This is a genomic window from Fervidobacterium pennivorans (genome assembly GCF_001644665.1).
GTDB classification, from domain to species: domain Bacteria; phylum Thermotogota; class Thermotogae; order Thermotogales; family Fervidobacteriaceae; genus Fervidobacterium; species Fervidobacterium ngatamarikiense.
On the sequence record NZ_CP011393.1, the window covers coordinates 1,374,561 to 1,393,356 of the forward strand.

Here is an 18,796-nt window from a genome sequence, read left to right on the forward strand (position 1 = left end):
ATTTTCATTGGTTTCTTAGAATTTCATCAAATTGTAAGGGTCGTATCCTTTGAACTGGTCTATACTTCTTGTCCTTGCGATTTCTCTGAAGACATACATCGAAGGTCTGGGGATATAAGTTTTCTTTTCCAAATCCGTATAAGCAAGTCCGAACCTTTTACTGTAACCTTTTGCCCACTCGTAATTGTCAACTATCGACCAGTGTAAATATCCTCGTACATCAACACCTTCGTTCATCGCTTTCTCAACAGCATAAAGGTGTGAGATAATTACTTGTGAGCGGTATTTGTCTTTCTCGTCGGCGATACCATTCTCTGTTACTATCAATGGTTTATTATATCTTTCATGTATAGCTTTGAGCAAATAGTAGAGCCCTTCAGGATATATCTCCCATCCGAATTCACTTGCTGGCCTTCCTGAAAGTGCAAGACCGCCTTCTGGACAAGCGTATCCGAAACCTCTAACTGTATACCAGTTAAGCTCGAAGTCTTGGAACTTAATAGGGGTAGGTAATTTGTCAATGACGGAGCGAGTGTAATAGTTAACCCCGATATAGTCGGTTTTATCCTTCACCTGATCCATGTAATTCCAGTTTGCAAGCCACATTGCATTTTCAAAAATCCCTTTATCGTTTGGTTCCACCGTGTCGAACCACGTAAATGAGTAGATAACTCCAACTGGTTTGTCGGAGTGTTTTTTGATAGCATCGTAAGCTAAATTATGTGCCATAGCTTGATTTTTGAGGCTCTTGATATACCATTCTGGACTGAAATAACTTGGTGGGAAACCTGCCATTATTTGGAAGTATCCAAGTTGTGCTACAACGTGTGGTTCATTCATACTTGACCAATAGTCAACAATGTTACTGAATTTCCATGCAATATATTCTGCATATTTTGCGAATTCTTTTGGAGTATTATCACTTACCCAGCCGAGCTTATCTGTTGGTTTGCCTTTGCGCACCGCGAGCGGATCATGGATCCAGAGTGGTAGTGTGAAATGATTCAAATTGACAAAAACCTTTAGGCCTTTTGCCTTCATATCTTCCATTATTCTTCTATAATGTTCAACAGCTTCTTTATTTGCAATCTCGTCCAATTTTTCGAGCATCCCTTCGCCAAAAGGAATCTCTTTTGTAGAACTTGGGAATATTCTCGACCATTCGATACCAATTCTTAAAGTATCCATTCCAAAATCGACTGCAAGTTGGTGGATTTTTTCGTAGTTTCTCCAATACCAAGCACCGTTTTCTGGTAAATCACCACTCACAATACCATTTAAAAGATTTTCAAGGTCTCTAACCCAGACAAACCAATCGGTCTGAGTATCGAGCTCTTTAACTTCATTCGGATTCCCCATTTCGAACTGGAATCCGGAAAGTGACGCACCGAACATAAACGACTTTGGAAACACAAAAATCCCTCCTATAAATCAAAAGTAAGTATTGCAACACTACACCTTAACACATGCAACTTGATGGTTATCTTCAACTTCTTTCAAAACGACGTTTTTGCAATTTGTATCACCGAGAGGGCATCTGTCGTAGAACTTACAAAAACCATTTGGCACAATTTTTCCTTCAAGCGCAATTTGCGATTTGGCCCATTTCTTGTGTACTGTCGGAACAGATTCCAAAAGCATTTTCGTGTATGGATGAAGTGGATTGTTGAAAACTTTCTCAGTTGAGCCGTACTCCATTATGGAACCTCTGTAGAGTATAACGGTCTTGTCGCTTGTGTAGTAACCAAGTGAAAGGTCGTGAGTGATGAAAAGTACGGAGAGACCCGTTTCCTTTAGTTTGATAAGAGTGTTCAGAACATCTATCCTTGTCGAAGCATCAAGCATGCTAATAATTTCATCAGCGACCAAAAATTTTGTTTCCATCAAAAGTGCCCTTGCTATTAATAGTCTTTGTAATTGACCTCCACTCAACTGATGTGGGAACTTGCCAAGTATTTCTTTTGGATTTAAACCTATGTAAGATATGACTTCCTCGACGCGATTTCGCCATTCGTTCTGACTCGTTGAAGCATAAAATTCTTCTCTGACCATTTCAAATACGCGGTCAATTTTGAAGATTGGGTTATACGAACTGTACGGGTCCTGAAAAACCCCTTGAACGTGCCGATAGTATTCCTTTAGATTTTTGAACGATGAAATATCTATACCGTTGTAAAGAATCTTACCACTGGTTGGTTTTATAAGCTTCAAAATCAGCTTCCCAATAGTGGTTTTTCCACTACCGCTTTCACCTATGAGTGAGACGATTTCGTTGTCCTCTATTTTAAATGTCACGTTGTCAACTGCGTAGAACTTTTCTCTGCCAAAAGCCCCAACGGAATAAGCCTTTGATAAATTAACAATCTCAAGCATTTGGTTTCACCTTCCAACAGTATGCAACGTGGTCCTTTTCCGCTTCTACTTTCTGAGGTTCTTCATCGCACTGAGGACCTCTTAACGGGCAACGTTCCTTGAATCTGCACCCAGTTGGAGGATTGAGAAGCTGAGGTGGTTGACCTGGAATACCTGAGAGCAACCTTTCTGTGTGTCGAACACCAACTTCCGGTAAAGAATTCAAAAGCATCTTTGTGTAAGGATGTAAAGGATTTTCTATTAGCTGCTGAGTAGTTCCTATCTCTGCAACCTTTCCGGCGTACATGACCATTATCCTATCGGCTATTTGATAGAGCACCGACAAGTCGTGGGTAATAAATATCAGAGACTTCACAATTCCATCGTCTTTAAAACCTTTAATCATCAGACAAACTGCCTTTTGGGAGGAGACATCCAGAGCAGAAGTTACCTCATCGGCTATCAGAAGCGAAGGATTAAGCAAAGTAGATATTACCATAACCAGCCTTTGTTTCATACCACCGGAAAGTTCTATTGGGTACATTTTTAGAACTCGCTCGCTGAGATTCACATATTTCAATCTCTCGATTAATCTCTCCATGATGTTATCAGGTTCTATCCCCCTGCTAATTAATACCTCTTTTATGTACGTTCCTATTTTCCTTGTTGGATTCAGCGCATCCATTGCGTATTGAGGAATGATCGAGAGCTTTTTAAACCTGAATTCGTTCATCTTCTCAAAGTCGTTAATTGGCAAACGTTCGTCGTCTAATTCAACGTTACCTCCGAAATAATTCAACGGTGGTTTCAACAATACCAAGCCGTTGCCAAGTGTGGATTTTCCGCAACCAGATTCACCAGCAAGGCCCAGTATTTCTCCATCTCTAACATCAAAAGTAACATCATCAACAGCTTTGACATACCCTTTCAAGGTCTTGTAGTAGAGTTTCAGATTCTCAACTTTTAGCATCGGTATCACAACTCCCTCATCCAAATGCAACTTGTTTTTGCTTTTACATCTCTCTTAGTCTTGGGTTGAATACTTCGTCTAATCCGGTATTCATAAAATAGAGTGCACCAACTATCAAAGTAATTACAAGTCCAGGTGGTATTGCCCACCACCAAATACCGAGCTGGATTGCGTTCCAAAGAACCGCGTTCTGCAGCATTAATCCTATCGATATGCCTTTTGTTGGACCAAGCCCTATAAAATCTAAGCCGACTGCTGCAAGTATGGCTCCTCCAAATTGAAGAATAAATACCATAAAGACATATGACATCATGTTAGGCATAATCTCATAGAGTATTATTTTTAGATGACTCCTCCCGGTAATTCTGGCTAGATTCACGTATTCCCTAGCTTTTAAAGACAAGGTCTGTGCTCGCACCGCCCTTGCGGTCCATGGCCATGCGGTTAGTCCAATGATGACACTCTCTATAAAAATTCCTCTGTATGGCAGATACGAAGCCACTATAATCAACAACGCCAACGTTGGAATAACAAGTAAAATGTTTGTAATCATCATTAATACTTCATCGAACAACCCACTTTCGTATCCAGCCAAAAATCCGACAACCAAACCAATTAAAGTTGCCAATCCGCCTCCGAAAAAACCAATGAAAAACGAAGACCTCAATCCATGTACCAACTGCGTGAAAACATCTTGCCCAAACGTAGTTGTTCCAAGCCAATAATCTTTGCTGGGCGGTTGATAGCCAGGACCAACGTATTCTAGTGGGTCTTTGTACTTGGAAATATACGGGCCAATTATCGCCAAAATCAAGAAGAAAAGAACAAGTGAAAATCCTATCCTCAACTTTTTATTCCTAAATGCGAAAAACAAGATTTCACGCATCATATCTCACCACCGTATGAATACCGGATACGCGGATCAAGCGCCATATAGACAAGGTCAACAGTAAAGTTAGCAATCAAAACACCGATTATTATAAAAAGAAAACATCCTTGAATGAGGAAATAGTCTTGATTTAGTATTGCTTGGGTGAGTATGTAACCGATTCCTGGATATGAAAAAACCACTTCCGTTGTTACTTGTCCAGCTATCACAGTTCCAAGTTGCAATGCTAAGCCTGTTACCTGAGGTAGTATAGCATTTCTAAATGCGTACTTTCTAATTAATTTTCGACTCGCACCGAGAGTTTCAAGATATCTTACATAATTTGCTTCAAGCTCGTAAATAACCAAATTCCTCATCCCTATTGCCCATCCGCCAAGTTGGACTATGAACAACGAAAGGAAAGGTAAAACCCAGTGCTTAAGATAATCCGAAATGAAAACCCAAGAAAGATGAGGTCTAAGGGCAAAACTGTACGCCCCAGCTATTGGAAACCATCTGAGCACAACACCCAAAAAGTAAGCAAGCAAAATCCCAAGCCAAAGGTATGGTGCTCCGGTGATAAAATACATAACAGGTAACATCACAGAATCTAACCTCTTCCTTCTTGCAGCAACTGCGCCAAGTGTATTTCCGACAAACCAGCTTGCCAAAATCGAAGGTATGAGAATACCAAGGGAATACGGAAGAGCACTTTTCAAAACATCGAGCACAGGCTTTGGATACAAATATATACTTATGCCTAAATCACCCTTGAAAAACGCTATCCAAAAGTTGATGTACTGCTTCCACATAGGTAGGTCCAATCCAAATGCCTTTGTCAAGTAACTATAAACCACCTTTGCAGATTCTGGTAGCGTAGCAAATCGCGAGACTAAAACAAGTATAGGATTCCCAGGCATGAGCCTGGGAATCAACCAATCTATAGTAACTGCAAATACGAAGGTAAGGAGATAAACAAAGATTTTCATCCTCAGATACTTTTTCATCTAATACACCTCTTAAGAATTCAAAGTCTTTTTCGTTTGCACTTAACTCACACTATTGGTATTTTCTACGCTAATAGGACTATTTACTTGTAATTCCTATAAGCATCAGTACTCCGCCAGTTTGCCATCTTCCGCCCCAGGTTACTGGGTATGCATATGGATTCTTTTCACTTGGCCAATTCTTCCAAACCTGAGTACTTGCCTGGAACCACATACCATTATACCAAAGTGGTATTGCTGGCATATCTTTCAAGAAGATTTCAGCAATTTGTTCAACTATCTTCTTGTTAGCGGCAATATCTTCCATAGGAGTAGAATTCAGTTGTGTTATTAAATCAAAGAGTTTTGGATTGTTGTACCTTCCGAAGTTACCATTGTACATGTATTTATCAAAGTTAGAGTTGAAGAGCCAGTTAAACATTGTCCATGGTGAGACACTCATTTGTGAGTTGAAGTTGTTAATTGCCATGTCAAAGTTACCACTTGTTAAGTCTTCCCAATATTTACTGAAATCTGGGAACTGAGCTTCAGCATTGATACCTACGGCTCGTAGTTGCGATGCTATAAGCTTAATTGACTCCATCCAATCGGTCCAACCGAATGGAACAATGATAGAGACTTTAAACTTGCTACCATCGGGCGCTTCCCTGTAACCATCTTTATTGATATCTTTGTATCCTGCTTTATCGAGTAAATCCTTTGCTATTTTTGGATCATACTTGAAGCCAAATTGTTTTACAGCATTTTCTGGATAGTATTTCATCCAACCTTTGATTGGCAAGAATCCAACGGGGTTACTTGGCAATACCTGACCTTCAAAGACAGTTCGGCAAATAATGTTGGGATCTATTGCATATGCCATAGCCCTTCTAAGGTTAGGATCGTTCAAAGGTTTCTTTGTGGTGTTGATAAACAAGAAAGCGGTGTTATCAGAGAGCATATAGGGTTCTTTTGCAAACCAAGTGTGGATGTCTGAATATGTTTTCTTCAGCGTTGGAACACCTGGTAGGAAGAAGTTTGAAATATCCAATTCACCTTTCATTATCATTCCAAGTGCTACGTTGTTGCTCAGAACTCTTAAATAAACTATCCTTTTTGGTTTTGGTTGCCCGAAGATCTTGTTGCCCCACCAGTTATCGTTTCTTAGATAAACCATTCTGTCATCGGAATATGTTTCAGGCATGTAAGGTCCTGTGCCTATCGCCTTTTCGTTTGCACCTGTTAAAATCTCGTCCTTTGACATCTTTGACCATATATGTTCTGGGATAATTGGTAGTTGGTACAACTGGTAGTTCCATTCGTGATATCTTGGAGATGAGAATGTGAATACTACGGTATAATCGTCAGGTGTATCAACCTTTGCAATCCAATTCCACAGATAGCTGTAGGAAATCTCAGGTATCTTCTTTGCAAGTTCAAGTGTAAACTTTACATCTTTCGAAGTGAATGGCATCCCGTCATGCCATGTAACTCCTTTTCTAAGTTTAATCTCGAAAGAGTTTTTCGATGTCCACTTTCCACTTTCTGCAAGCCAAGGAATTAGTTCATCCTTAAGTGGGTCGTATCCATACAGCGTTTCGTAAATTAACCCAACAGTTCCTGTAACCGCATTCCACGGAGTGATTGGGTTCCAGTTTGATGGTGGTGCCCACAAACCTCCGCCTGCATACAACGTTTCATCACGTTTGTAAACAACATCCGCAAATATGACTGTTGTCAATACAACCGCGAAAAGTGCTAACAGGAAAAACCTTTTCATACCAACCCCTCCTACATAAATGATTTGCCCAAAAGGGCGGGGATGTTATCCGCTGGTATTTTATTTATGTAAATATTTACATTCATACTCTTGATAAGTCTTTAAATTTTGTTTCATATGATAATTTTGTGTAGAGCCATTGCGAAATATATTTTTCTGAAAATATTCACATATTTATGCCTTTTGTTAGTCTCACGAACAAAATCCTCTAGACTTTTTGGAATTCTTTCAAAAAACTATTGCAAAATTTGAAAAGATTAGTGGTATAATATACAAGTGAGTAAGTTTCGGCTTAGTAGAATAATTTTTTTTGAAGCAGGATTTCAATCACAACCAAAGGGGGGAGATTACATGCGGAAAGTTTTCCTATGGGTACTTATTATTCTCACCATTGTTTCCACTATAGCGTTCTCTCAAGTAACGTATTCAACACCGTTAGCAAGGTTTTACTACGAAGTGAAAGCACTACTTGAAAATCCAAACGTTGATATTAGAGAAGCACTTGAATCATTACTTCAAAAGTATGAACCTGTTGTTGAACCAATCTTACCTCCAGGCGAGTACGAAGAGTACAGTCTTAGGTTGTCTGAGCTTGACAAAGCGCTGTTAGAAAACGGGATATGGATTACAAGGGCAACTGTTGAAATCTTCAACCAGGAAATCGTTGAAGGTCCCTTCCTTTTGAATTACGACAGAGAGACGGGTCAAGCGACAGGTTTGATAACAAAACTGAAGGCTGGTAAATACAATGTTATCGTCAAAGTCTTTGGGTTGGTTGATAAGAAGGATGAACGAATTGTTGCGTATGGTCGAAGAGATGGAGTAGAAGTTGTAAGAGATAGGATTTCTTTAGCAAATATTCCGCTTAATGTCCTTGTGGGTTCTGGTGGAGTTCTTATCAACGCCCTTATAGATTTCCAGAACACAGAGTTCATTCCAGGTGAAATTGAAAATGCGGAACCCACCAACGGCGCTACGGATGTGTTGCCTAATGTAACTTTATCTTGGTCTTCGCAACGAGCGAAGATGTATGATATTTACTTTGGAGAAGAAGGAAGTCTGCAGTTGATTGAAAAGAACTACTTTGACAATAAATACGAAGTCAAAAACCTTAAACCATCGACAACTTATCAATGGAAAATTGTAGCCAAGAATGCCTTTGGCGAAACCGAGAGCCCTGTTTTCACGTTCAGAATAGGCGATGCCCCAACTGTGCCAGAAAATCCTGTTCCATACGACGGTGCACAGAAGATTTGGATTGAACCACGCTTAATGTGGCGAGCAGAAAGAGCAGCAAGCTACGATGTTTACCTTGGAAAATCACCGGACGAATTACAACTTATTGCAACTGTTGATGAACCGGAATACGATACGCAACGACTCGAACTCGGAACGGTTTATTACTGGAAAGTCGTAGCAAAGAATGCCTACGGAGAGACGGAAGGGCCAGTGTGGAGATTCTCCACAGGTGACGTTCCAACAAAACCCGAACTTGCCGAACCGAAAGGTGAGAAAGTATGGCTCCTGCCAGCGTTCAAATGGACAAGCGAAGATGCGAAAGAATACGAGGTGTATCTTGGTAAGGAAATGGATAAACTCGAACTCGTAGCTACAACTACAGAAGCTGAATTTACCTTGCCATACGAATTACCTATGGACACAACATTCTTCTGGAAAGTAGTTGCAAAGAACGAATTTGGAACAAACGAAAGCGACGTAGAAATGTTCAAAACTGGTAAAGCCCCAGAGTTTGTTCAGATTGTAAGCCCACTTGATGGAGAGGAAGATGTCTGGAAAGACCCAGAACTTAGCTGGAAATTTGAATGTGCTGATGTGTATGATGTGTACCTTGGAAAAGAATCGACAGAATTGGAACTTGTCGCAGAGGATGCTACAAGCAATACACTCGTTGTGAAAGACCTCGAACTTGGGACAACGTATTACTGGAAAGTTGTTGGAAAGAACAGATTCGGACAAGCAGAAAGTCCGATAGTTAAATTCACTGTTGGAAATGTTCCAGCAACTCCATTCAATCCAGAACCAGTTGATGGTGCTGTTGATCAATTCAACAACTTAGTGTTGAGGTGGGAAAGTGCAAAAGCTGATGCATATGACCTCTACTTGGGATTCTCAGAAGATGCACTTGAACTTTATTTGGAAAATATCAAAGAGAGTGCGGTTGAGGTTTTGAACTTACTGTTTGGAACAACATATTACTGGAAAGTTGTTGCAAAGAATAGATTTGGCAACACAGAAGGACCTGTTTGGAAATTTACAACAGGTCAGGTCCCAGAACAACCAAGAGCTGTTTATCCAGAAAATGGAGCGAAAGAAGTTCCTGTTGATGTGACACTCAAGTGGGTCAGTGAAAGAGCAGAAGAATTCGAACTCTACTTCGGAACAGTTAAATTGGATCTTGTTGACAAACTTGAAACAAATGAGTACACGTTACCACGGCTCCATTTCGGAACTGAATACAAATGGAAAGTTGTTGCAAAGAACATATTCGGAGAAGTTGAAAGTGAAGTATTTACGTTTAGGACAAAACTTCCAACAATTCAAAAGCAAGAAGTTTTAGGTGGAGCTGGTCAAGATACTTCAAGAAGAATTATTAAGACAGCTGATGGAGGATATATACTTGTTGCAAGCACACAGTCCAGCAAACTTCCAGAGTTCAAAGGTGAGTCCGACATACTTGTGGTGAAATTGACAAAAGAACTCGATGTTGAATGGATGAAACTACTTGGTGGAGCTGGCTGGGATGAAGCAGCGGATGTCAAGGAAGTCGAGGATGGATATATCGTTCTTGGATACACATTATCGAAAGAAATCGCCAGTCAAGTTAACAAAGGCGGATGGGATTACTTGCTCGCAAAACTTGACAAAGAAGGCAATACCAAATGGCTCAAACTCTATGGTGGTACAGGTAACGATATACCATCGAGAGTTATTGTAACGTCCGAAGGCGGATTCCTTATCGCTGGTACAACGAACTCAGTGAATGGTGATACTGGTGGAAATATCGGAACATGGGATAGCTGGTTACTTAAACTTGATGCAGAAGGTAATATTGTAGCAAGCAAAACATTTGGTGGCTTAGATAGGGATAAAGCAGTTGATGTTATTGAACTTGAAGATGGATACCTTGTAGCGAATGTCACGTACTCGCTCGAAGGTAACATACCATACAACCACGGAACATCTGATATCTGGTTGTTCAAAGTAAGCAAGGACCTCAAAGATATAACACTTAACAAGGCTTACGGTGGAACTGACCAAGATGAAGTTTCAAGAATCATTAAGACAAACGATGGTAACTTCTTGATAGTTGGATACACCACATCCGTCGATGGTGATATCCAAGTAAATGCGGGCTTCTGGGACATACTCATAGCAAAAATTGATCCGAAAGGTGGAATCATATGGCTCAAGACATTCGGAGGTTCTGAAGAAGACATTGCATACGCAGCCGCAGAATTCCCAGATGGTGGATTTGCAATAGCTGGATACACACTCTCGAAAGTCGATGATCAAAAAGGTGCTGCTGATATCTGGTTAATTGACATAGATAACGATGGTAACCTTAGATGGTCTAAGGCATACGGCGGTAGCTTGGCTGACTATGCGAATGATGCGTTTATAGACGAAGACGGAACAATAATAATTTTAGGTACATCTTTCTCAAGAAACGGAGACATCGGTAAGAACATAGGCGGTAGCGACGTTTGGATATTTAAAGTAAAATAAAAACTCTGTTCAAAAATCCAAACTCGGCGCTCGAAAGGGCGCCGAGTTTCTTGTTCTAGAAATCTCAAAAAACATCTTGAAAAATTCGCGTTTAAATGATAAAATAACATACGCTCAGGGTTAGTGCCGAGGTGGCGGAATTGGCAGACGCGGTTGACTCAAAATCAACAGGGGTTTAAACCCCGTGCGGGTTCAAGTCCCGCCCTCGGCACCAAAAAGCAAAAGCGGTGGGAATTTTCCCACCGCTTCTTTTTTACTTATTGGAGCTATGGCTATCCAAGAAGTCTTAGAACATTCTGTGCGTTCACATTAGACTGCCCAAGTATACCTGCTGTTGCTTGCTGCTGGAGTCTTGTTCTAATCCATTCCATAACGCCACGTGCCATATCTGTGTCTGTTAAAACACTCACGGAGGAGGTGAGGTTTAACATAGTGTTGCTAAGTTCCCGTGCCGCCCCTTCCAGCCGGTTCGTCACGCTACCAACATAACTTCTCGTATTTGAAACAGTTTCTATCGCTCTATCAAGAGCTTTTAATGCATTTTGAGCATTTTCGGTGCTGTTGAGATTTACATTCTCAAGTCCAAGAGACTTAATGTCCATGCCCGGGAGGGTAACTTTCATCTGTTGCCCTTCATTCGGACCAAGTTGCACTTGCATATTTCTTATATCACCGCCTAAAACCCTTCTGTTATTATAAGTAGTCTGTTCAACCACCCTGTTTATCCCTTGAGCCAGCTGAGAAAATTCCTGTTGAAGTGCTGCACGGTCACTTTCCGAAAGCGTGCCATTTGAAGCTTGAACTGCGAGCTCTCTCATTCTTTGAAGATTGTTTGAAATGCTTTGAAGACCACCTTCTGCAACATTCATAACCCCGATTGCGTTGTACGTACTTGCCATAGCTTCACGATAACCGTTGATTTGTGAGCGAATACGCTCAGCTATCGCTCCGAAAGCTACACTTTGCTGAATAGGTATCGTTGCCTGTGCCAAGCTTTGCACTTGCCTGTTTTGTTGGGTTTGCAAATTTTGAAGATACCTAATAGCCCACATTCCAACGTTGTTGTTAATCCGCATTACCATCCCTCCCTACAGGCATGGACGGAAAAATAAGCATAACCAAAAGTCAGTATCTTAATCGAGCCAGTGCCTTTTTTTCCTACTCATTATATTAGACCACACATATGCGGAAATCGTTCAAAAGATTTTTGTAAATCTCCAGTCATGATGATAGGACTTATAACTTTGGGAAAAGAAGAATAAATTGTCAAACAGTGAAAGACAAGGGGGAATACTCAGATGTCAGACTTCCCAGAATTATCACAACTTACGGAACTAATAACACAAGGGAGATTCTCCGAAGCCAAGCAAATAGTAGAAAAGCTACCAGATATTGTTCAGAAAGAAAACGCTTTTGGCATGATATATTACTACGAAGGTAAGCTTGATGATGCAATAGAGCATTTCAAAAAAGCAGTTGAAATAGACCCCATCAATTCCGATGTTCTTTTCAATTACGGGAAAGCCTTGTTTGATAAGAAAGACTACAAGGAAGCTTGGCGTTATCTATTACGCATTCACAATAAAGACTGGGCAGTATACGATTTGCTTGGAGATACACAGATTGTCCAAGGAAACATTCCAATGGCACTTTACTATTACAGAAAAGCGGCAGAAATTTTACCACTTGAAGAGATGAAGAAAAAATATCTTGAATACAAAAAGCAATACCATCAAGATGTAAATATAGCGATTCTTTGCTTGCCAGGTCTTGATAATTTTATCCGTGACATCGCTGACATATTGGGAGAGGTGTATAACGTAAAACTCGTTGTATCAGCGAACGGTAACAAAATAGTGCAGGCGTACGAATGGGCAGATATCGTCTGGTTAGAATGGGCAAATGAATTAGCGGTGGAAGTGACGAATAAGTTGGAAAAGAAAGGGAAAAAGATAATATGTAGGCTGCATAGTTATGAGGCACTAACCAATGCCTTTCTGTCTAAGATTTTTTGGGATAAGGTGGACGCTATTGTTTTAGTTGCTGAGCACATGAAAGACGTTATAAGAATGTATCACCCCGACGTTTATAAGAGGATTGAAGCCAAAATCAAAGTTATCCACAATGGGTTAAATTTGGAAAGATTTAAGTACAAGCCCAGGACAAGGGGATACAACATTGCAGTAGTAGCTCACATAAATTACAAAAAGGATCCAACAATGTGGTTACAAATTATGGGATTACTGAAAAAAATTGATCCGAGATACAATCTATCAATTGCGGGTGATTTCCAGGATTACAGGTATCATCTTTACTTTCATTACTTTATTGAAGAGGCAGGCTTGCGAGACAATGTAAAGTTACTCGGTCATGTTAACAATATTGAAGAATTCTTGGAAGATAAGAATTACGTGCTATCAACGAGTGTGCATGAAAGTTTTGGATATAACATAGCAGAAGCAATGGCTGTTGGTATAAAACCTGTCGTTCATAATTTTTATGGTGCTAAGACGTTATGGATGGAAGATACTTTGTTCAATTTTATCGAGGAGATCCCACAAATTCTTGAATTTGATTACAGGAGTGAAGTCTATAGAACTTTTGTCGAGGAAAATTATTCCTTTGAGAAACAGATAAGGCAAATTGAGGATGTTCTTTTAAAGGTTTGAAGCATTTTATATTCGTAAACTTAAACTCTCTTCTGGCGGTTCTTTAGTTTCCCACTAAAGAACCGCTAATTTTTTCCGATAAAAATATTGGTAAAAACAAAAGGGCGCCCTTTTGGAAGACAGATTCTGGTTTTGAGTTCTTAAGAATTTAAAGGAAAAAACTCACATGGAGGTGGAGAGTTATGAGGATTAACCACAACATTAACGCTCTGAACAGCTGGCGAAACATCACGATGACCAACATGGACATGAGCAAGACGCTTGAAAGACTCTCATCTGGATTAAGGATCAATAGAGCAGGAGATGACGCAGCAGGTTTGGCAATCAGTGAAAAGATGAGGGGACAAATCAAAGGTCTTGACATGGCAATCAAGAACTCACAAGATGCTATCAGCTTGATTCAGACAGCAGAAGGAGCACTGACAGAAGTACACTCGATACTCCAAAGGATGAGAGAACTTGCAGTACAAGCATCAAGTGATACAAATACGAACGTAGATAGGAACCAGATACAAGCAGAACTTGACCAACTGAGAGAAGAAATAGACAGAATAGCAAGAACAACAGAATTCAACACAAAGAAGTTGTTAGATGGAAAACTTGAAGGATTCAGATACACACCGGATGCAAAAGTTGTTACAGGTGGAAATATTGACGTTGATCTTGCAGCGGTAAGCACTGCAGCAAGTGAAGGAACATATGTTATTGAAGTTGGGCAATTTGATGGTGCTGTTAGTAGCCAGATCGATGTAAGAATTGTACGCATTGGTACTGATGGAAGTATAGTGGAAGTTGCGATTACAACGATTTCGGCTGGTAGTTTGGCAGTTGGGGGAATAACATTTAGATGGAATTCCAGCACATTTGACATAAGTCAATTTAATGGAGCGCTGCCAATGAACGAAGTAATTGACAGTGCAGTAGTAAGGGTAGAAGCGGTGTACACAGCAGCGAATCAACTCGTTTTCCAGATAGGTTCAAACGAAGGACACAACATGATAGCAGGAATAGACAACATGAGCGCAGCAGCGCTTGGGTTGTCAACAAGTACGCTTAAGGTAACAGACCAAGACAGTGCAGAAAGAACGATAATGGTGGTAGATGCAGCGATACACAGGGTGAGTACAGCAAGAGCAGCACTTGGTGCAATTCAGAACAGGCTTGAACACACGATAGCGAACCTTGGAGTAGCGGCGGAGAACTTGACAGCAGCAGAAAGCCGAATAAGAGACGCAGACATGGCGAAAGAGATGATGCAATTCACGAAGCAGCAGATACTGTTGCAATCGAGCATGTCGATGCTTGCACAAGCTAATGCTCAACCTCAACAGGTGTTGCAATTGATGAGATAATCAATGAAAAGTTAATAAAACCCCAAAAATGGAAAAGCGGGCGAAAGCCCGCTTTTCTGTTTTTCTTAGTTTTTAAGGAATATTCTTTATTAAGAATGAATAATATGTTAGGAAAGTTATCAAAAGATTTAAGCGAAAAATTTGGAGGTCGAAGTATGCCAGACAAAAAGCGTTGCTTACTAAGTGTTGCCATGATTGTGAAAAACGAAGAGCACAACCTTGACAGAGCTCTTGGAAGTATTAGGCCTTACGTTGATGAAATCATTGTTGTTGATACAGGTTCAACGGATAATAGTGTGGAGGTCGCAAAGAAATACACAGACAAGATTTATTTCCACGAATGGAAAGATGATTTTTCAGAAGCAAGGAATTATTCTCTCCAATTTCCTACGTGCGAATGGGTTTTAATTTACGATGCCGATGAAGAGGTTAAGGAAGATTTCGCCGGGATAAGGGAATTTCTTGCAAATTTGCCGGAGGATGTAAATACCGTATATCTACCTACTCTGAGTTATTTGGACTGGGATTTGAAAAAGACAGAGATAGCTTCGACTGCAAGAGTGTTTAGAAATGGAACCGTGAGATACGAAAATATTGTTCACAACCAGCCTATTTACAAAGGTAAGGTTGTGGAAGCTCCTTTTACAATATACCATTACGGATACATTTGGACACGAAAACTGAAAAAGAAAAAATACGAGAGGACAAGAAACCTCATAGTCAAACTATTAGAAGAAAAAAAATACATACCTTCTCAAGAAAGAGCTTATTATTTGTGCCAACTTTACAAAACAGAGATGATTGGTGGAAATACGAAAGAGCTCTATCCAATAGTTAATAAGGTAATCGAAATAATTAAAAAAGACCAAAAGATGCCTGCCATTGCTTTTGAGGTTTTACTGATGCATGCTCTTGCTTTAAATGCGAAAGGCTTCAACAAAGAGGCCAGGGAGTTGCTGGAATTTTTGCTAAGAACAGAACCCAAAAACCCTGATCCATACTACGGGCTTTTGGCTGTCAGTGAAGCGGAAAAGAAATACGAAGAAACGATATCCTATGGAGAAGAGTTCCTAAAACGAATCGAATATGTAGAAAAGAATCCTCAAGAGTTCACCTGGACGATAATTGCTATTAAATATACTCCTATGGTCCACACTCTTCTTGCGATTGCGTACCTAAAGAAGAAAGATATTGAGAAATTTAAAATGCATTTTGAAAAGATATTTGATAAATCAAAACTCACCATAACTGAGGCACAAAAGCTTGTAAATGCTTTGGGCAAATATATTACAGAGGTCGATGATGATGACTTCATAAAAATTGTCCCTGAAATTGAAAAACTTTTACATGAAGCTCATCAGTTTGGTGTTCATTTTAACGTGCTTGATATCGTTGAGCGCGTGAAGAAAATAGGTCTACAATTCAACTACGACCTTTTTGAACCGTTCTTGAAGGGTACCTTTGGAAAACTTGTTATGGAAAATTTGAAGACAAAGAAAGATGGCTTGATGGAATACATCTTTGGTTCTGATGAAAATCAGTGGGCAGAAAAAATAGAGAAGATGGGACTTGAAGCGGTTTTATTCTTCTACGAAAACCTTCCGAATACCAGTCCGGAGAAATTGCGGGTGCTAAACAGGCTAAGAAAATCAGAAAACGAAGTTATCAAAGGTGTTAGCTACGGACTAATTGCGGATATTTACTTAGAAAAGGCGAATTTTAAGTTGGCTCTTGAGTATTACAGGACAGCTGCTGAAATCTTGCCAGAACTTGGTAAGTTCGTGAAGCCTGTCTTAGATGATTTAAAAACAAAATTAGACCCAACGATAGAAGGTATATTCCACGAACTTAAAAGGTTTTACTTTGAAAACAAAGAGCTTATGATGGGAGCACTTAAAGAGTTTCCAAAGGAGCAACTTGAAAGGCTTTACCTCATCTCGGACACAGACTTTGCAAAATACGTTAGCGCGACGAATATTTGGAAAAATAATAGGGAAAAGTCATCACAGTTACTGGATAGCATCTCTAAGAAAGAAGAATTCCCGTTTTTGGAATACAGGTATGCAAAATTGTTCGAAGATTCGAAGGACCAAGAAGAGTTGAAAAAAGCCTACTTATACCATGCCGAAGCTTTAAAGAAGAACACAGTGCTAGGTGATTTAGCGTTAGGGGTTTATAAATTTGATAATTTCTATCCGCATGAAGCATTTGAAAACAAAAATGATGAGATTGTATGGGTTGGGAATATCTCGGAAAAGCATTCAGGACTCGGTGTTATCTCACCATTGCGAGTTTGGCGGAAGGCGAGTAGATATTACTATGTTGAACCATTCCATATCGATGAAGCGATTAGGGTATACAAGCAAAGAAGAGTTGGTTATAACCTACCGGTTTTGGAAGTCAAAAGAGAAGATATTTTAAAAGTGCTCACAGAAGTGAATATATCAGAAATCAAAGTTTACGAGGAAGATGAAAAATATATCGAGCTAGTTAAAAATGTTGCATTAGAAACTGGTATTGAGTATGACGATAAATCAAAGAATATAGTAAGCTTTGAAATTGTCAACATAGCTAAGGAATTTGGTGAGGTCGTGAAGAATTTTGAAAGTGGAGTGCTTTTCTATTTTGTTCCGGATTTCAACAATCATGACGATATCGTTTGGTATTATCCAATCTTTAGGTTTATCAGAACAAGAAAGCAAGTTGAAGATGAGTTGAGAAAGGCAGGAGCGAAAAGGATTAGACATTTTGTTTTGAACGAGTCTCTAAGGGCTGTTATTTTTGAAAGGTGATTAATATATATAATAAATCATTTAGTTTCTATGGAGGTGAGGTTATGCGTATCAATCACAACTTATCTGCACTGAACGCATGGAGGCAGATAACACTTACGGATTCTGACATGAAAAAGGTGCTTGAAAGACTTTCGTCTGGTTTGAAGATTAACAGAGCAAGTGACGATGCGGCAGGTTTGGCGATTAGCGAAAAGATGCGAGGACAGATCAAAGGTCTTGAAATGGCAGTAAAGAACGCACAAGATGCTATCTCACTCATTCAAACAGCAGAAGGTGCACTTAACGAGGTGCATGCTATTTTGCAAAGGATGAGAGAACTCGCAGTCCAGGCGGCAAGTGATACGAATACCGATGTGGATAGGTCAAGTATACAAGCAGAACTTGACCAGTTAAGAGAAGAAATCGACAGAATCGCAAGGTCAACGGAGTTTAACACAAAGAAACTTTTAAACGGAAATCTTGAAAGTTTCAGATTTACACCTGATGTGAAGGTTGTTGCACAGGGAAATATAGACCTCGAAGTTACTGCTGTCAGCTCTGCCGCAAGTGTTGTCGAAGGAACTTTTGTTGTTGAAGTAGGTCAATTCTCAGGTAACGTAACAAGTGCACTTGATGTTAGGGTAGTTCTCGTAAAACAAGATGGTGTAAGCACTGTTATTACAAGCTACAGCCAAGGTTCTATCGTAATCGGTGGTGTGAAGATAATTTGGAACAAAAACAGATTCGATATTTCTCAATTTGGCGGAGGGTTGCCACTTGAAGAAGTAATCGACACAGGAGTTGCAAGGGTTGAGAAGACAAATATAACAGGCAACCAGCTTGTTTTCCAAATAGGTGCAAACGAAGGTGCTAACATGGTAGCTGGTATCGATGCAGTGGACGCGAAAAACCTTGGCTTGTTAACCTCTACACTAAAGGTCACAAGTCAGAATGATGCGGAAAGAACGATTAGTATAATCGATGCGGCAATCCACAAGGTAAGTTCGATTAGGTCTCAGCTCGGTGCAATTCAAAACAGACTCGAGCACACAATAGCCAACCTTGGAGTAGCAGCAGAAAACCTCACAGCAGCAGAAAGCCGAATAAGGGACGCAGATATGGCAAAAGAGATGATGCAGTTTACCAAGATGCAAATTCTCATGCAATCTGGTATGTCAATGCTTGCACAGGCAAATACGTTGCCACAAAATGTTCTTCAATTGATGAGAGGATAATTCTAATATCAATTTTTGAAAAGGAAAAGCGGGGCAAGTCCAAGGTGCCCCGCTTTGTTTTTT

At 40.0% G+C, this 18,796-nt stretch carries 12 protein-coding genes and 1 tRNA gene; 6 read left to right on the forward strand and 7 right to left on the reverse strand.

All coding sequences use genetic code 11. The features are described 5' to 3' along the window. Nucleotides 1–15: 15 nt before the first annotated feature. The 6 genes from bgaS to JM64_RS06450 form a co-directional block, all read right to left on the reverse strand. Complete coding sequence (gene bgaS / locus JM64_RS06425; RefSeq protein ID WP_064011946.1) at nucleotides 16–1,413, reverse strand: beta-galactosidase BgaS; 1,398 nt, start codon at nucleotides 1,411–1,413, stop codon at nucleotides 16–18. A gap of 39 nt (nucleotides 1,414–1,452) precedes the next feature. Beyond that, on the reverse strand, nucleotides 1,453–2,373 hold the full coding sequence (locus tag JM64_RS06430; protein WP_064011947.1) for an ABC transporter ATP-binding protein: 921 nt from the start codon (nucleotides 2,371–2,373) through the stop codon (nucleotides 1,453–1,455). Further along, nucleotides 2,366–3,322, reverse strand: coding sequence for an ABC transporter ATP-binding protein (locus tag JM64_RS06435; protein ID WP_064011948.1), 957 nt, complete (start codon nucleotides 3,320–3,322; stop codon nucleotides 2,366–2,368). The genes JM64_RS06430 and JM64_RS06435 overlap by 8 nt, the downstream gene beginning before the upstream one ends. A 43-nt stretch (nucleotides 3,323–3,365) precedes the next feature. After that, the gene (locus JM64_RS06440) at nucleotides 3,366–4,208 is read right to left on the reverse strand and encodes an ABC transporter permease (protein WP_064011949.1); all 843 of its coding nucleotides are present in this window, start codon (nucleotides 4,206–4,208) and stop codon (nucleotides 3,366–3,368) included. Then, nucleotides 4,208–5,197 carry an ABC transporter permease gene (locus JM64_RS06445; RefSeq protein ID WP_064011950.1) on the reverse strand — a complete coding sequence of 330 codons (990 nt, stop codon included), beginning with the start codon at nucleotides 5,195–5,197 and terminating at the stop codon, nucleotides 4,208–4,210. The genes JM64_RS06440 and JM64_RS06445 overlap by 1 nt, the downstream gene beginning before the upstream one ends. A 79-nt stretch (nucleotides 5,198–5,276) precedes the next feature. After that, the gene (locus JM64_RS06450; RefSeq protein ID WP_064011951.1) at nucleotides 5,277–6,956 is read right to left on the reverse strand and encodes an ABC transporter substrate-binding protein; all 1,680 of its coding nucleotides are present in this window, start codon (nucleotides 6,954–6,956) and stop codon (nucleotides 5,277–5,279) included. A gap of 351 nt (nucleotides 6,957–7,307) precedes the next feature. Between JM64_RS06450 and JM64_RS06455 the strand changes: the two genes are divergently transcribed. Together JM64_RS06455 and JM64_RS06460 are read left to right on the forward strand one after the other, a co-directional pair. Next, the gene (locus tag JM64_RS06455) at nucleotides 7,308–10,703 is read left to right on the forward strand and encodes a fibronectin type III domain-containing protein (RefSeq protein ID WP_064011952.1); all 3,396 of its coding nucleotides are present in this window, start codon (nucleotides 7,308–7,310) and stop codon (nucleotides 10,701–10,703) included. Nucleotides 10,704–10,828: 125 nt separating this feature from the next. Further along, nucleotides 10,829–10,917: transfer RNA gene (locus JM64_RS06460), tRNA-Leu, on the forward strand. Between the two features lie 58 nt (nucleotides 10,918–10,975). Here JM64_RS06460 and JM64_RS06465 read toward each other — a convergent pair. Continuing rightward, nucleotides 10,976–11,779 carry a flagellin gene (locus JM64_RS06465; protein ID WP_064011953.1) on the reverse strand — a complete coding sequence of 268 codons (804 nt, stop codon included), beginning with the start codon at nucleotides 11,777–11,779 and terminating at the stop codon, nucleotides 10,976–10,978. Nucleotides 11,780–12,001: 222 nt separating this feature from the next. Between JM64_RS06465 and JM64_RS06470 the strand changes: the two genes are divergently transcribed. From JM64_RS06470 to JM64_RS06485, 4 genes are all read left to right on the forward strand, one after another. Further along, nucleotides 12,002–13,372: a glycosyltransferase gene (locus JM64_RS06470; RefSeq protein WP_064011954.1), complete on the forward strand. Its 1,371-nt coding sequence runs from the start codon at nucleotides 12,002–12,004 to the stop codon at nucleotides 13,370–13,372. A 182-nt stretch (nucleotides 13,373–13,554) separates the two neighbouring features. Then, a complete protein-coding gene (locus JM64_RS06475) occupies nucleotides 13,555–14,724 on the forward strand; it encodes a flagellin N-terminal helical domain-containing protein (RefSeq protein ID WP_064011955.1) in 1,170 nt (389 codons plus the stop codon). Between the two features lie 155 nt (nucleotides 14,725–14,879). Beyond that, nucleotides 14,880–17,516, forward strand: a complete 2,637-nt coding sequence (locus tag JM64_RS06480; protein WP_064011956.1) for a tetratricopeptide repeat-containing glycosyltransferase family 2 protein — start codon at nucleotides 14,880–14,882, stop codon at nucleotides 17,514–17,516. Between the two features lie 44 nt (nucleotides 17,517–17,560). Continuing rightward, nucleotides 17,561–18,733, forward strand: a complete 1,173-nt coding sequence (locus tag JM64_RS06485; RefSeq protein ID WP_064011957.1) for a flagellin — start codon at nucleotides 17,561–17,563, stop codon at nucleotides 18,731–18,733. Nucleotides 18,734–18,796: the final 63 nt, after the last annotated feature.